Origin of the sequence: Paractinoplanes atraurantiacus, assembly GCF_900215205.1 — a bacterium.
Classification (GTDB): Bacteria; Actinomycetota; Actinomycetes; order Mycobacteriales; family Micromonosporaceae; genus Actinoplanes; species Actinoplanes atraurantiacus.
This window is the reverse complement of the sequence record NZ_OBDY01000023.1, coordinates 138,916-152,099: the sequence shown is the minus strand read 5'-3', so window position 1 is coordinate 152,099 and position 13,184 is coordinate 138,916. Positions and strand designations below refer to the sequence as shown.

The window sequence follows — 13,184 nt, the reverse complement described above, 5'->3', positions numbered from 1 at the left end:
CCTCCTTCCGTGGAGAGCCTCGATGACTTCGACGTTGCCCATCCCGCCGACGGTGGCGCCGCAGCCCCCGCCTTTGCAAGAAAGGTCCCGCCTCCGGCGGGTCTACCTCGGCCCGAACGGCGACCCGATCTGGGCGCGGCCCTCCCTGCTCGGCCTGCTGCTGGTCACCGGCGTCCTCTACATCTGGGGCCTCGGCAAGAACGGCTGGGGGAATGCGTTCTACTCGGCCGCCGTGCAGGCCGGCACCAAGAGCTGGGAAGCGTTCTTCTTCGGCTCCTCCGACGCCGCCAACTCGATCACGGTCGACAAGACGCCGGGATCGCTGTGGTTCATGGAGATCTCGGCCCGGATCTTCGGTGTGAACTCGTGGAGCATCATGGTTCCGCAGGCGCTGATGGGCGTGGCCAGCGTCGCGCTGGTCTACGCCACGGTGAAGCGCTGGTACGGACCGGCGGCCGGCCTGATCGGCGGCGTGGTGCTCGCCTTCACCCCGATCGCGGCGCTGATGTTCCGCTTCAACAACCCCGACGCCATGCTGGTGCTCTGCATGGTGGCCGGCGCGTACGCGACCGTACGGGCGATCGAGAACGGCTCCACGAAGTGGCTGATGCTCGCGGGCGTCTTCGTCGGCTTCGGCTTCCTGGCCAAGATGCTCCAGGCGCTGCTGGTGGTCCCGGCCTACGGCCTGGCCTACCTGATCGCGGGCCCGCCCAAGCTGGGCAAGCGCCTCTGGCAGCTGCTGGCCGCGGTCGGCGCACTGGTCGTCTCGGCCGGTTGGTACATCGCGATCGTCGAACTGGTGCCGGCCTCGCACCGGCCGTACATCGGCGGCTCGCAGAACAACAGCATCCTGGAGCTCGCCCTCGGCTACAACGGCCTGGGCCGGCTCAACGGTGACGAGACCGGCAGCGTCGGCGGCGGCGGTGGCGGCATGGGCGGCGGCGGGATGTGGGGCGAGACCGGCATCCTGCGCATGTTCGACAGCTCGCAGGGCGGTCAGATCTCCTGGCTGCTGCCGGCGGCGCTGATCGCGCTGGTGGCCGGCCTGGTCATCACGGCCCGCCGTCCGCGCACCGACCGGCAGCGCGCGGGCCTGATCGTGTGGGGCACCTGGCTGCTGGTCACGGGCCTGGTCTTCAGCTTCATGCAGGGCATCTTCCACGCCTACTACACGGTCGCCCTGGCGCCGGCGATCGGCGCGGTGATCGGCATGGGCGTGGCGCTGCTCTGGAAGCACCGCGCGAACGCGATCGCGACGATCACCCTGGCGGCGACGGTCGCGGTGAGTGCCTGGTGGTCCTTCCACCTGCTGTCGCGCAGCGCCGACTTCCTGCCCTGGCTGCGGTGGGTGGTCCTGATCGGCGGCCTGGCCGGTGCGGTGGCGCTGCTCGCGGCCCTGCGCCTGCCGGCGCGGATCGCCGCTCTGGCGGCCGGTGTCTCTCTGGCCGCGGTGCTGGCCGGCCCGGCGGCGTACGCGGTGCAGACGGCCTCGACCGCACACACGGGTTCCATTCCGTCGGCCGGCCCGTCCACCGGTTTCGGCGGCTTCGGCGGCGGCGGTCGCGGCGGCCGTGGCGGCTTCCCCGGCGGCGGCCAGGGCGGTTTCCCCGGCGGCGGTTTCCCGGGCAACGGCAACGGCACTGGCGGTACGGGCAATGGCGGCACCGCCCAGGGCGGCTTCCCCGGCTTCCCGGGCGGCGGCGGTTTCGGCGGCCAGAACGGCACCGGCCAAAACGGCACCGGCAATGGCGGCACCACCGGCAATGGCGGCACCGGAAACGGCGGCGCGCAGGGCGGGTTCCCCGGTGGCGGCAACGGCGGTGGGATGCGCGGCGGCGGTGGCGGCATGGGCGGCCTGCTCGACGCGGCGACGGTCAGCGACGAGATGAAGGCGCTGCTCGAGGCCGACGCCGACAAGTACACCTGGGTGGCGGCCGCGGTCGGCTCGCAGAGCGCCTCCGGCTACCAGCTGGCCACCGGCGATCCCGTGATGGCGGTCGGCGGCTTCAACGGCACCGACCCGTCCCCCACGCTGGCGCAGTTCCAGCAGTACGTGGCCGAAGGCAAAATCCACTACTTCATCGGCGGCGGCGGTTTCGGCGGCCGGGGCGGCAGCTCCAGCGGCAGCAACTACTCCTCGCAGATCTCCGAGTGGGTAGCGGCCAACTACACGGCCAAGACCGTGGGCAGCACGACGGTCTACGACCTGACCCAGCCCACCACCTCCACCACTGCTTGATCCAACCCCGGAAGGACGGGCGGCTCCCCCTCGCGGGGAGTCGCCCGTTCCCTTTTGGACTTCGGTCTTTCCGACTCACAGTGCTGCCACAGGAACGGCACAAAGGGCGCTCAGCCGCCACGATCATGGTTGTCGGCATGAGCCTTTCGACGCAGCCCTCGCCTGACGCAGCCACGACCCACGTCGATGCTCCGGTGCTCGACGTCGTCGTTCCGGTCTACAACGAAGAGGTCGACCTCGGGCCGTGTGTGCAGCGCCTGCACGCCTACCTGCGCGCCTACTTCCCGTACCGCTTCCGGATCACGATCGCCGACAACGCGAGCACCGACTCGACGGCCGACGTGGCGCAGTGGCTGTCGACGGAGCTGCCCGAGGTGCGCTGGGTGCACCTGCCGGAGAAGGGCCGGGGCCGAGCACTCAAGTACGTGTGGACCCATTCCGACGCGTCGGTGCTCGCCTACATGGACGTCGACCTCTCGACCGACCTGGGCGCGCTGCTGCCGCTGGTCGCCCCGCTGATCAGCGGCCACTCCGACCTGGCGATCGGCTCGCGGCTGGCCCGCGGCTCGCGAGTGGTGCGCGGGGCGAAGCGGGAGTTCATCTCCCGCAGCTACAACCTCATCCTGCGCGGCACCCTGTCGGCGCGCTTCTCCGACGCGCAGTGCGGCTTCAAGGCGATCCGCGGCGACGTCGCCGAGCGGCTGCTGCCGATGGTCGAGGACACCGGCTGGTTCTTCGACACCGAGATGCTGGTGCTGGCCGAGCGGGCCGGCCTGCGCATCCACGAGGTGCCGGTGGACTGGGTGGACGATCCGGACAGCCGGGTCGACATCGTCTCGACGGCGATGGCCGACCTGAAGGGCATCGTCCGCCTGCTGCGCGCTTTCGGCTCGGGCAAGCTGCCCCTGGCCACCCTGCGCGAGCAGCTCGGCCGCAACCCGCTCCCGGTCGAGGGCGTGCCCACCGGACTGACCGGCCAGCTCGTCCGCTTCGCGGGCGTGGGCGTGGCCAGCACCCTCGCCTACCTGGCCCTTTACGCCGTCCTGCGCACTTTCGCCGGCCCACAGTGGGCGAACTTCGTCGCCCTGCTGGTCACCGCCGTCGCGAACACGGCCGTCAACCGCCGCCTGACCTTCGGCGTCCGCGGCAACGACGGCGCCTGGCGCCACCAGGCCCAGGGCCTGATCGTCTTCGGCGTGGGCCTCCTGCTGACCAGCGGCTCCCTGGCCCTGCTGAACACCGCGGCACCCGGCCACTCGAAGCCGCTGGAGCTCTTCGCCCTGATCGTGGCCAACCTGCTGGCCACAGCGGTCCGCTTCCTGATGCTGCGCGTCTGGGTCTTCCGCTCCCGAGCCCGGGCCTGAGGACCTGCCGGCCGGGCCGTCAGATCGGGGGCAGGCGGCGGTGGCGTGGTTTCCGCTGGGTGATGGCGGCGATGACGACCGTCGTCGCGAAGACGGCGGCGACCGCGGCGCCGATCCACCAGCCGAGGACGCCGAGGGTGATGGCGGCAATCCACACGACCACCGCGGTGAGGATCAAGGTCAGGGGTGGTCGTCTCGACCGCGGCGGGTCGAGCTGCCCGCTGCTCATGCGGGCGCAGAACTCCGGATCATCCTGGTGCAGCTGGCGCTCCAACTGCGCCAGTCGACGGCTGTCTTCCCTGCTCAACATGACGCCACCTCCGCCTCGGCCAGCGGCCCTGATCGAACGGCACGCACTCCGATCAATGCCATTGTTACTCAGATGTTGCCTTCCGGATACCTCTTGATTCTGGCGCGCCCCGCTGATCCGCATATGACCAGGCCAAAGAGATCCAATAAGGCACTCGCGCGCCGCCGGAAGACCGAGATCCGGGAGCCCGAACCCACGACGTGGGATCACTCGAAGGCGACGGTCGCTTCGGGAACCTCGCGGGCGCGAGCCACCTCGGCCGACTCGGCCTCGATCTGCCTGCGGCGGCCGGCCGGCAGTTTGCCGAACGCCGTGACCGTGAGGTCGACCCGTTTGCGGCCGGCGAGTTTGGCCCGCCAGACGCCGGCGATCTCACCGTCGATCAGGATCGCGCCCGGGTTGCCGAGACGGCGCCACACTTCCTTCTGCTGGTCGCGGTCGGGCACGAGCACATCACGGTCGCGGGACTGGAGCAGCGCGTCCATCGCCGGGACGAAGCGGACACCCTCGGGCCGCGACGCTCCGGCGAGATCGTCGGCGGCGCCGGCGGGCAGCCACTTCCTCTTACCGTCCACGGTGACCTCGGCCAGCCGCTTCACCGGCCAGGCCGATTTCATCTCGGCCGTCGAACTGCCCAGATATTTACCGACCTCGAGCGGCGTCGCCGGGCCCAGGAACCGCAGGTAGGTCAGGATCAGATCGCCGATGCCCTCGTTCTCCTCGGGGCGCGGCGGCGCCGACGGGATCGGGCCGAGCGTCGCGTCCTTGCCCCGCGACTGCACCTCGACGCCGCCGGGCAGACCGGAATGCTGCCAGACGTTGCCCGCGATGTGTCGCGCCTGGCAGCTGCGGCACTCGTAGGTCAGCGCGCGCGGCACCCGTTTGCTGACCTCGGTGCTCACGTCGCCGCGCGGCATCGACTCGTGGACCACCTCGCGGAACGCGTCGGCGGTGGCCCGGAAGGCCTCGAGGCCCAGCTTCATGCCGTCGGGGATCTGGCCGCTCTGTATGCGTGAGGTCGCGTCGGCGTCGCTGATCGGCCACAACTGTTTGACCAGGGCCGCCAGGTCGGCGCGGCGATGCAGATGAGGGGCGCCGCGGGCGGCCCACACGGTGATCAGCCGGTCGTCGGTGAGCGGGCCGCTGGTGCGCGCGGCCAGCGCGACCCGGGCCGAGCCGGGCGTGTATTCCTGCACGCCGAGGTCGAGGACGGGCAGGTCGGCCGGGCGCATCTCGACACGCTCGGCCAGACCGAGAGCGGCGATGCGGTAGGCCATCACCTGTGCACGATCGACGCTGACCATGGCGAACCTCCAGGAAGCTCAGGTGCGACGACCGTACCGCCGGGCTGCGACATTTTTGAGCCGTTCGCGGCGGGTGCCGGCCTGCCCTTCGACGAGTTCCCAGGTGTCGAGGCGGCTGGAGCCGTACGGGCCCTCTTGAAGGATCGGCGGTTCTCCGGTCAGCCGATAGCCGCAGCGCTGGGCCACGGCGGTGCTGGCGGTGTTGCGCGGGTCGATGCGCAGCAGCAGCCTGCTCAAGTTGAGCGTGCTGCGTGCGTACGACGAAAGCAATGAGAGGGACCCCGACGCCAGCCCGCGCCGGCGATGATGCTTGCCCACCAAATAGCCCAGCTCAGCCTCTTTGAGGCCGAGGTCGACGCCGAAGAGCAGGACCTCGCCGAGCGGCCGTCCGCCGTCGGCGGTGATCGCCAGCTGGATGCGCGAACCGCCGACGCGGCCCTGGTGGGAGCGTTTGAGATAGGCGATGCCGGCCTCGACGTCGAACGGTGACGGCATCGGTGTCCACCGGGCGATCTCGGGCTCGTCGAGCATCTCGATCAGGTCGTCCAGGTCGTCGGAACGCCATTCGCGCAGCACGATGCCGTCTCCCGTCAAGGTGAGCGGGTAGGGAAGACGGCCGGCCATGATTTCGATCCTGCCCGTAAGGGGCCGGTTGCAGCCAGTCTCGATCCATATCTGGCTCATGAGTGATTGCTCATGTCGCGAACGCTGGCGGATCTTGTGGAGATGTGGTGTGCGTCGTCGTTTCCGGCCCCGCACCCCTCTAGCGTCAAGATCATGAAAGCGATACGCGCCTGGCTGCTCGTCTTCGTCATCGGCCTGGTGCTGAGCGGGGTGACGGCGTTCCCGCTGGTCACCGAGGTCCGCGTGCTCACTGACGTGCTGCACGCGGTGCCGGCGCCGGACGCCCTGGTCGCGTGGATCGACCGGGTGCGCGAAGGGCTCGAGGCGACCGGGACGAATTACCCCTTCATCGCGTACGGGACGGACTGGCTCGCCTTCGCCCATCTGATGATCGCCATCGCGTTCTGGGGACCGTGGCGCGATCCGGTCCGCAACATCTGGGTGATCGAGTGGGGCATGATCTGCTGCCTCGCGATCATCCCGCTCGCCCTGATCGCCGGGCCGATCCGTGAGCTGCCGTGGTGGTGGTTACTCATCGACATGTCGTTCGGCGTCTTCGGGATCATCCCGCTGATCGTCGTGCGACGGCTGATCAAGCGGATGGCCACGGATTCTGCACGCTCAGTGCCCAATGTGGACGTTGGCGTGTGAGGTGATCTCCGAAGTCGTACGGTAATCATCGTGGACGCTACTTCGGCCCGGCGCGGGGAGACGTACGGCGGGCGGTCGCGCGCGCAACGTGCCTCCGACCGCCGGGAGCGGATCGTGGCGTCGGCGGTGCACCTGTTCGGCACGCGCGACTACGACGACGTGACGGTCACCGACGTCTGCTCCAGGGCGAAAGTCTCCAAACGGTACTTCTACGAGCATTTCCGCGACCGCGAGGACCTGGTGATCAAGGTGCAGCGGGAACGGAACGAGTGGCTGCTGCGCGAGGTCGCGGCGGCCGCCCCACCGAGCCCGGCCGGCTTGGCCGACGTGTTCCGCCCGGCGCTGCGCACGCTGGTCGGCCTGCTGCGCGACAACCCGGAGACCGCTCACGTCATCTACATCAACGCGCCGCGGATGGAGACCCGCCGGCGCGGGGTGCTGCACGAGGACGCCCACTTCGTCGGGCTCATGCTGCGCCCGCTGATGACCCCGAAGGACCAGGTGGCGTACGACCGGACGCTGCTGGCCCTGGTCGCCGGCGTCAGCGAGGTGATCATCGACTGGCTCACCCACGGCATGCCCGGCGACCCGGACCAGCTCGCCGACCACTTGACCACCATCGCGGTGGCGCTGGCGGGAAGCCTTTAGAGCGTCCGGCTTTCGTGTCAGCTCGGCTTGCGGCCGACGATGACGGTGCGGGTGGTGCGGACGACCAGGTCGTCGCGGGTCTTGACGCCGGCCACGATCGCTTCCAGGGCTTTGAGGTCGTCGGCGGAGAGGCGGTCTTCCAGGCGCTGAAGGCCGCGGCCCAGGGAGATCTCGGCGTAGCGGCCGGCGGCGGCGGGCAGGGGCGGGCGCAGGTCGATGTCGAAGCGGCGGTCGGCCTCGACGGTGAAGCCGGCCTCGGCCAGCAGGGCCGGCCAGTCGGCGTGCATGTGCAGGCCGTGCTCGGCGCGCATCTTGTCGAGCTCGGCGCTGAGGCGGCCCTCCAGCTCGGCCTCGGGCCCTTCGGGCAGGAAGCTCGGGAACGACTCGAGCTCGGCGACCACGAGGTGACCGCCGGGACGCAGCGCTGCGAGGGCCTGCCGCAGTCCGCGGACCGGGTCGGCCAGGTGGTGCATGGAGGCCGAGGCCCAGATCAGGTCGGCCGGGCCGAGGTCGGGCCAAGGCTGGTCGAGGTCGGCCCGGACGGTACGGATGCGGCTGTCACTGGCCTGGATGTGGGCGAGCATCTCGTCGTCCATGTCGACGGCGACCACCTCGGCCCCGGGCAGGGCCCGCAGGAGCGCGCGGCTGCCCACGCCGGTGCCCGCGCCCAGGTCAATGATCTTCGGCCGGGCCGGGGCCAGCGAGCCGACCCAGGCGATGACCTCGTCGTGATAGTCGCGCAGCACCTCGGCGTCGAGGTCGAGCAGCTCAGCGAAAGCGGTATGTGCCATGTCTCGAAGGTAGCCGCTCCTTGCGTCTGCGACATAGCATCTTGCGTATGACGCAAGACGGTGAGCTGGACGCTCTGGTCCGGCAGCGCATCCGCGGCCTGCGGATCGCCCGCGGCTGGTCCCTCGACGAGCTGGCGGCCCGCTGCTACCTGAGCCCGTCCACGCTCAGCCGCATCGAGACCGGTCACCGGCGGATCGCCCTCGACCAGCTGGCCCCGATCGCCCGTGCCCTGAGCATCACCCTCGACCAGCTCGTCGAGTCGGGCGCCGACGACGACGTGGTGATCCGCCCTCACCGCGACGAGACCCGCGGCATCACCACCTGGTTGCTCTCGCACGAGAGCAACCAGACGGTGGCCAAGCTGCGGGTCACCCGCACCATGCCGAAGGACCTCCGCGTCCACCCCGGCCGCGACTGGTTCACCGTGCTCTCCGGCACGATCATCCTGCGCCTGGGCGAACGCACCATCACCGTCCGAGCCGGCGAGGCCGCCTCGTTCTCGACGATGGTCCCCCACGCCTTCGGCGCGCTGGACGGCCCCGCCGAGGTCCTGTGCGTCCTCGACCACGAGGGCGAGCGCTCCCACCTCCTCGATCACCATGAGCACCACTGAGACCACCGCGCCTCGGTGACCTAGGCGGCCTCGGTCTCGGGCCGCGTGCGGCTGTCCGCCCGGGGACCGCGGGTGGAGATCTCGATGCCCGTGGCGCGGAGGCGCTCCACGAGGGCGTCGCCCAGGGCGGTGGCCGGGGTCAGGACGCCGCCCTCGCCCTCCGGCCGGTCGACGGCCAGAGCCAGGGCGCTCTCGCCCAGCATGATCGCCGTGCCGCCGTAGCCGGGATCGCTGTGAGCGCGGAACCGGGCCGTGTAGTGAGCGCCGGTCGTCGTGCGGGCGAAGACGTCGCAGGTGAAGTGGCCTTCTTCCGAGGACGGCCCCTCCCCCGGCTTCGGCAGCACCCGGTCGATCACATATCGGGTCGGCGGCAGCATCAGCCCGGCCACGAGGGCCCCGAAGCCCACCTTGACCCCGTTCGCGACCACCGGCGACAAGAGCGGTGAGGCTCCCACGCTCATCAGCTCCCGGTAGCGGAACCCGCGCCCGTACGCGAACCCCCGCAACGCGTTGGTGCGCCGCACGACCCGCGTGTTGTAGGACGCCATGAAGAACGGCGCGAGCGTGCCCCGCAGCGAGGGGTGCACCCGGTCGCCCCGCACGGTGGCGACGTCGGACTGCCGGCCGAGGTCGGGCTCGGCCGCCCGGTCCGGGCTCAGCGAGTACGGGCTGGCCGCGATCCGCCTCTTCGCCGGATCCCGCTTGATCGTGTCGAGCTGGTGCCGCAGCGAGTCGATCGTGCCGCCGCTGACACCGCCGCGGAAGCTCGTCACGACCATCGCGGTGTCGGTGAGCTCACCCGCGCCATCGGCCCGAACAGCCTCGTTCACCACGTGCACCCCGAGGTCGGACGGGATCGAGTCGAACCCGCACGAATGCACGATCCGGGCTCCCGTGCCACGAGCCACCTCGTGGTTGTCGTCAATGCTCTGACGTGCGAAAAGAACCTCCCCGGTCAGGTCGAGATAGTCGGTTCCGGCCTTGGCGCAGGCGTCCACCAATGGCTTGCCGTATTTCGCGTACGGCCCCACGGTCGTGACGAGAACCCGCGTCGCTTGCGCGACCTGGGCCACCGCTTCGGCGTCGCCGGCGTCCGCGACCAGGATCGGCCAATCGACGCCGAGCCGGCGTTTCACGGCTTCGAGTTTGCTTTCGGAGCGCCCGGCCAGCGCGATCCGAAGGCCATCGGGGGAATGCTCGGCCAGATGCCGCGCCACCAGCACACCGACGAAGCCGGAAGCGCCGTAGACGACGATGTCGTGCTCGGTCATGGTTGCCAATTCTCCAACAAGCCCCCTGAATGCGCGCGACACGATAACGTCGGTCTCGCCTATTCCTATAAGAATCCGGCTGGCGCCCTTTCACGGGCGCCGCCGGTCCGTGCGGGCGGAACGCCGAATCCTGCCGCTGCCCGGCGGAACACATCATTACGGCATGGAGCGGGGGACCCGAGTTCTTCGGCGCTTTGGCGCGCCTCGGGGTGAAGCCGCGCACGCGCGGCCGGGCACCTCAGCCCGAACCCGACAGCTGACCTCGTAGGCGTGGAGGGTTCTCTGTCATGGCACACATGTGCAAACCTGCCCGCGTAACCCTGGGCCTGGCCGCCGCAGCTGCCACTCTGGCCGCCCCTGTTACCCCGGCACTCGCTTCACCCTCACCGGTCACGCTGGCGAAGGGCGGCTCCGTCAACTGGGACGCCATCGCCGAGTGCGAGTCCGGCGGCAACTGGGGCATCAACACCGGCAACGGCTACTACGGCGGCCTGCAATTCAGCCGCAGCACCTGGCGCTCGCACGGCGGCCACCGTTTTGCTCGCACCGCCGACCAGGCATCACGCGCGGAACAAATCCAAATCGCCGAGCTGGTACGCCGTTCCCAAGGCCTGGGCGCGTGGCCGACTTGCGGCCGAAAAGCTTCTTCTACCCGGCAATATCGGGGCACAAACACAGCCGGTCTCGCGATCACTCGCAAATCCACTGCCAAGGCTCCTTCCACAGCGTCATCCACAGGTCGTTACTACGTAGTGCGGCCCGGCGACACCCTCGCCTCAATCGCCGCCAAGGCGAACGTGGAAGGCGGCTGGCGAGCCCTATATCGCCTGAACCGTGCCGCTTTGAACAGCCCGCACCGCATCTTCCCGGGCCAGCCGCTGGCGCTGTAAAAGAGTCGTCCCCAGCGCCGGCGATCTGACGGAATGCCTGATTGCCGGCGCTGGGCTCACGACCGCGGGGTCTGGAATTCCGGCTGGTCGAGAACGCGCAGCCAGCTGCCATCGGGCTGGCGGCGAACCACCTGCGCCCGGGCGCCGGAACCGTCTCGGGGTGGCGTCGAGGTCAGAGCCAGATCGCCGCTCAGCAGGGTGGGCAGCGGCTCCTCGGGCTCGACGGCGGGCATATGCGGCAGCGCCTCCTCCCACATGCGCCGGATCGCGGCACGGCCGACGGTCTGGCGGCCAGGCGGGTACGCCATCACGGCGTCCTCCTCGTAGAGCAGGGCGAGACCCTCGGCGTCTTTGGCGTTGGCGCGGTCGACGAACAGGCGGGTCAGGTCTTCGGGGCGCTGGGCCTTCTCTCGTTCGGTCATGCGTTCAGCCTTCTCGGGGCGGGATGAGAAGTCCAACTCATGGTTTTCATGAGAGCTAGAATCCGCAATTATGGAGCTGCGGCAGCTGGAATACTTCGTCACGGTCGCCGAGGAGGCCAACTTCACCCGGGCCGCGGAGAAGGTGCACATCAGCCAGTCCGGGGTGAGCGCGCAGGTCAAGGCGCTGGAGCACGAGCTCGGGGCGGAGCTGTTCGACCGCTCGGGGCGGGTCGCCCGGCTCACCGAGGCGGGGCTGGCCGCGCTTCCGTACGCCCAAGCCGCCCTGGACGCCGCAGCCGACCTGCGCCAGGCCGTCGACGAGGTGAAGGGCCTGGTTCGCGGCCACGTGACGGTCGGGATGGTGACCGGCTGCGAGGTCACGCCGCTGTTCGCGGGGATCGCCGGCTTCCACGGCGAGCACCCGGGCATCGAGATCGAGCTGACCGAGAGCGACTCCGCCGACCTGGTCGCCGGCGTCCGGACCGGTGCGATCGACATCGCCCTCGTCGGCGTCGCCGGAGAGCCGCCCGAGCACCTGGTCGCCCACATCATCGTCAGTGAAGGGCTGGTCGCGCTCTTTCCCGAAGGCGAGGCGAGCGATCGCATCTGTTTGGCCGACCTCATGGCGTACCCCATAGTCACGCTGCCGCCAGGCACCGGAATCCGAGCCGTTCTCGACGAAGCCTGTGTGGCGGCCAGGTTGATCCCCGACGTCGCGCTGGTCGCGTCGGCGCCCGGGACCGTCGTCGAGCTCGCGTCGCGCGGCATGGGGGTGGCCGTGCTGAGCGAGTCCATGGCGACCGCGTTTCCGCACCTCAAAGCCGTGCCGATCGATGACGTACGGATACCGGCGCTCCTCGCCCTGGTGTGGCGAAAACGGACGAGCGTAGCGCTGGCCGCGCTGCTTCCGCACCTCCAGCGCGCTTTCGCTGTGGACAACCACGCCCCTGTGGATAACCAGGAGACCTTGTCAGCCGAGCTGGATAACGTCTCCGCATGACTCAGACACCGCTTCGGCAAAGGCTCCGAGAGGCACTTCCGGCCGCGATGAAGGCACGCGATCGCCCAGCTGTCACGGCTCTGCGGGCGACGCTGGCGGCGATCGACAACGCCGAGGCCGTCACGACCGAGGGAGGTCCGCCCGAGAGCCTGGCCATCGAGACCCTGCCCGTGGGCGTCGGCGCGACCGAGGTCGCCCGCCGGGTGCTGACCGAGGAGGACGTGCGGCGGATCGTTCGAGCGGAGGCGGACGATCGGGAGCGCGCCGCGACCGAATACGTGGAGCTGGGCCGTCCCGAGCGGGCCGAACAGCTACGTGCGGAGGCCGGCGCCCTGCTCGCCCACCTCTGAAAAGGCCTGGATGCGCGCCGCGGGCACGCGCAGTGCCGCCAACTGCCCCGACGCCGAGTCCACCATGGACTGGGGACCCGAGATGTAGAAGTCGTGATGTGACCAGGGGCCGTGCGCGGAGACGGCCTCCGCGATGTCCGCCGTGGTGCGCACGATCGTCAGCCAGGGATGGCGATCGGCGAGCCGGTCCAGCGACCAGCGGTCGTAGAAAGCGCCGTCGTCCCGCTCCGCGCGGAACAGATGGATCCACCTTGTGCGGTTGTACCTTGACAATTCATCGATGAGCGCCTTGGCCGGCGCCAGCCCCGTGCTGCCCGTGATGAAGACCAGATCTCTTCGGGAGTACGGGTTGAGCACCATCGAGCCGCGCGGCGTGCCCAGCCTGAGCGTGTCGCCGGGCTTGAGCCTTTCGACCAGGGCGGCCGACACGCCGGCGGGCGATCCGGCGCGCACGTGGAACTCGAGCACCCGGTCGCGTCGTGGAGCGTTCGCCATGGAGAACGGCGACGTCTGCCACGGCCGGTACGGGCACTCGATCTCCACGTGCTGACCGGCCCGGAACGGGAGCGCCCGGCGGGTGCGGCACGTGAAGACCACGACATCGGAACCGCGGCGCTCGTGGGTGAGCACTTCCGCGGGCCACCACTGTGCGGCCGTCACACCGGAAGCGTCACTGATCGTTTGCCCCGGCGCGACGGACAGGGAG

General features: G+C 70.0%; 15 protein-coding genes and 1 riboswitch. Of the genes, 8 read left to right on the top strand and 7 right to left on the bottom strand.

Annotated elements, in window-relative coordinates; all coding sequences use genetic code 11:
- Positions 1–22: 22 nt before the first annotated feature.
- Positions 23–2,239, top strand: a complete 2,217-nt coding sequence (locus CRP55_RS37110) for a glycosyltransferase family 39 protein (RefSeq protein WP_097326657.1) — start codon at positions 23–25, stop codon at positions 2,237–2,239.
- 137 nt (positions 2,240–2,376) lie between these two features.
- Positions 2,377–3,603, top strand: coding sequence for a bifunctional glycosyltransferase family 2/GtrA family protein (locus CRP55_RS37105; RefSeq protein WP_097326656.1), 1,227 nt, complete (start codon positions 2,377–2,379; stop codon positions 3,601–3,603).
- A 19-nt stretch (positions 3,604–3,622) separates the two neighbouring features.
- Here the strand turns inward: CRP55_RS37105 and CRP55_RS37100 are convergent, their stop codons facing one another.
- The 3 genes from CRP55_RS37100 to CRP55_RS37090 all read right to left on the bottom strand — a co-directional run bounded on the left by CRP55_RS37100 (position 3,623) and on the right by CRP55_RS37090 (position 5,841).
- Positions 3,623–3,913 (bottom strand): DUF3040 domain-containing protein, encoded by a 291-nt coding sequence (locus CRP55_RS37100; protein WP_097326655.1) that lies wholly within the window; start codon positions 3,911–3,913, stop codon positions 3,623–3,625.
- 206 nt (positions 3,914–4,119) lie between these two features.
- The gene (locus tag CRP55_RS37095; RefSeq protein ID WP_179855486.1) at positions 4,120–5,217 is read right to left on the bottom strand and encodes a DNA glycosylase AlkZ-like family protein; all 1,098 of its coding nucleotides are present in this window, start codon (positions 5,215–5,217) and stop codon (positions 4,120–4,122) included.
- Between the two features lie 18 nt (positions 5,218–5,235).
- On the bottom strand, positions 5,236–5,841 hold the full coding sequence (locus CRP55_RS37090; RefSeq protein WP_097326654.1) for a GNAT family N-acetyltransferase: 606 nt from the start codon (positions 5,839–5,841) through the stop codon (positions 5,236–5,238).
- Between the two features lie 153 nt (positions 5,842–5,994).
- Here CRP55_RS37090 and CRP55_RS37085 point away from each other — a divergent pair, with 153 nt between their 5' ends.
- Together CRP55_RS37085 and CRP55_RS37080 are read left to right on the top strand one after the other, a co-directional pair.
- Positions 5,995–6,492 (top strand): hypothetical protein, encoded by a 498-nt coding sequence (locus CRP55_RS37085; RefSeq protein WP_218854799.1) that lies wholly within the window; start codon positions 5,995–5,997, stop codon positions 6,490–6,492.
- Positions 6,493–6,522: 30 nt separating this feature from the next.
- Positions 6,523–7,140, top strand: coding sequence for a TetR/AcrR family transcriptional regulator (locus CRP55_RS37080; protein WP_097326653.1), 618 nt, complete (start codon positions 6,523–6,525; stop codon positions 7,138–7,140).
- A 17-nt stretch (positions 7,141–7,157) separates the two neighbouring features.
- On the opposite strand, the gene CRP55_RS37075 is transcribed toward CRP55_RS37080, so the two are convergent.
- On the bottom strand, positions 7,158–7,931 hold the full coding sequence (locus tag CRP55_RS37075; protein WP_097326652.1) for a class I SAM-dependent methyltransferase: 774 nt from the start codon (positions 7,929–7,931) through the stop codon (positions 7,158–7,160).
- 47 nt (positions 7,932–7,978) lie between these two features.
- Between CRP55_RS37075 and CRP55_RS37070 the strand changes: the two genes are divergently transcribed.
- Positions 7,979–8,545 (top strand): helix-turn-helix domain-containing protein, encoded by a 567-nt coding sequence (locus CRP55_RS37070; RefSeq protein WP_097326651.1) that lies wholly within the window; start codon positions 7,979–7,981, stop codon positions 8,543–8,545.
- A 20-nt stretch (positions 8,546–8,565) separates the two neighbouring features.
- On the opposite strand, the gene CRP55_RS37065 is transcribed toward CRP55_RS37070, so the two are convergent.
- Complete coding sequence (locus tag CRP55_RS37065; protein ID WP_097326650.1) at positions 8,566–9,816, bottom strand: saccharopine dehydrogenase family protein; 1,251 nt, start codon at positions 9,814–9,816, stop codon at positions 8,566–8,568.
- A gap of 111 nt (positions 9,817–9,927) precedes the next feature.
- Positions 9,928–10,102, top strand: a riboswitch (cyclic di-AMP (ydaO/yuaA leader).
- 10 nt (positions 10,103–10,112) lie between these two features.
- Between CRP55_RS37065 and CRP55_RS55860 the strand changes: the two genes are divergently transcribed.
- Positions 10,113–10,706: a LysM peptidoglycan-binding domain-containing protein gene (locus CRP55_RS55860; protein ID WP_097326649.1), complete on the top strand. Its 594-nt coding sequence runs from the start codon at positions 10,113–10,115 to the stop codon at positions 10,704–10,706.
- 56 nt (positions 10,707–10,762) lie between these two features.
- Here the strand turns inward: CRP55_RS55860 and CRP55_RS37055 are convergent, their stop codons facing one another.
- The gene (locus tag CRP55_RS37055) at positions 10,763–11,128 is read right to left on the bottom strand and encodes a YybH family protein (protein ID WP_097326648.1); all 366 of its coding nucleotides are present in this window, start codon (positions 11,126–11,128) and stop codon (positions 10,763–10,765) included.
- 70 nt (positions 11,129–11,198) lie between these two features.
- On the opposite strand from CRP55_RS37055, the gene CRP55_RS37050 reads away from it, so the two are divergent.
- Positions 11,199–12,128, top strand: a complete 930-nt coding sequence (locus CRP55_RS37050) for a LysR family transcriptional regulator (RefSeq protein WP_097326647.1) — start codon at positions 11,199–11,201, stop codon at positions 12,126–12,128.
- Positions 12,125–12,478, top strand: coding sequence for a GatB/YqeY domain-containing protein (locus CRP55_RS37045; RefSeq protein WP_097326646.1), 354 nt, complete (start codon positions 12,125–12,127; stop codon positions 12,476–12,478). Before CRP55_RS37050 ends, CRP55_RS37045 begins: the two co-directional genes overlap by 4 nt.
- Here the strand turns inward: CRP55_RS37045 and CRP55_RS37040 are convergent.
- Positions 12,440–13,138 carry an FAD-binding oxidoreductase gene (locus CRP55_RS37040; RefSeq protein WP_179855485.1) on the bottom strand — a complete coding sequence of 233 codons (699 nt, stop codon included), beginning with the start codon at positions 13,136–13,138 and terminating at the stop codon, positions 12,440–12,442. The genes CRP55_RS37045 and CRP55_RS37040 overlap by 39 nt on opposite strands.
- Between the last annotated feature and the right edge of the window lie 46 nt (positions 13,139–13,184).

What these genes read in the sequence shown, in the direction of transcription:
- CRP55_RS37110 (WP_097326657.1), top strand. Translation starts at nt 23, where the DNA reads ATGACTTCGACGTTGCCCATCCCGCCGACGGTGGCGCCGCAGCCCCCG.
- CRP55_RS37105 (WP_097326656.1), top strand. Translation starts at nt 2,377, where the DNA reads ATGAGCCTTTCGACGCAGCCCTCGCCTGACGCAGCCACGACCCACGTC.
- CRP55_RS37100 (WP_097326655.1), bottom strand. Translation starts at nt 3,913, where the DNA reads ATGTTGAGCAGGGAAGACAGCCGTCGACTGGCGCAGTTGGAGCGCCAG.
- CRP55_RS37095 (WP_179855486.1), bottom strand. Translation starts at nt 5,217, where the DNA reads ATGGTCAGCGTCGATCGTGCACAGGTGATGGCCTACCGCATCGCCGCT.
- CRP55_RS37090 (WP_097326654.1), bottom strand. Translation starts at nt 5,841, where the DNA reads ATGGCCGGCCGTCTTCCCTACCCGCTCACCTTGACGGGAGACGGCATC.
- CRP55_RS37085 (WP_218854799.1), top strand. Translation starts at nt 5,995, where the DNA reads ATGAAAGCGATACGCGCCTGGCTGCTCGTCTTCGTCATCGGCCTGGTG.
- CRP55_RS37075 (WP_097326652.1), bottom strand. Translation starts at nt 7,931, where the DNA reads ATGGCACATACCGCTTTCGCTGAGCTGCTCGACCTCGACGCCGAGGTG.
- CRP55_RS37070 (WP_097326651.1), top strand. Translation starts at nt 7,979, where the DNA reads ATGACGCAAGACGGTGAGCTGGACGCTCTGGTCCGGCAGCGCATCCGC.
- CRP55_RS37065 (WP_097326650.1), bottom strand. Translation starts at nt 9,816, where the DNA reads ATGACCGAGCACGACATCGTCGTCTACGGCGCTTCCGGCTTCGTCGGT.
- CRP55_RS55860 (WP_097326649.1), top strand. Translation starts at nt 10,113, where the DNA reads ATGTGCAAACCTGCCCGCGTAACCCTGGGCCTGGCCGCCGCAGCTGCC.
- CRP55_RS37055 (WP_097326648.1), bottom strand. Translation starts at nt 11,128, where the DNA reads ATGACCGAACGAGAGAAGGCCCAGCGCCCCGAAGACCTGACCCGCCTG.
- CRP55_RS37050 (WP_097326647.1), top strand. Translation starts at nt 11,199, where the DNA reads ATGGAGCTGCGGCAGCTGGAATACTTCGTCACGGTCGCCGAGGAGGCC.
- CRP55_RS37045 (WP_097326646.1), top strand. Translation starts at nt 12,125, where the DNA reads ATGACTCAGACACCGCTTCGGCAAAGGCTCCGAGAGGCACTTCCGGCC.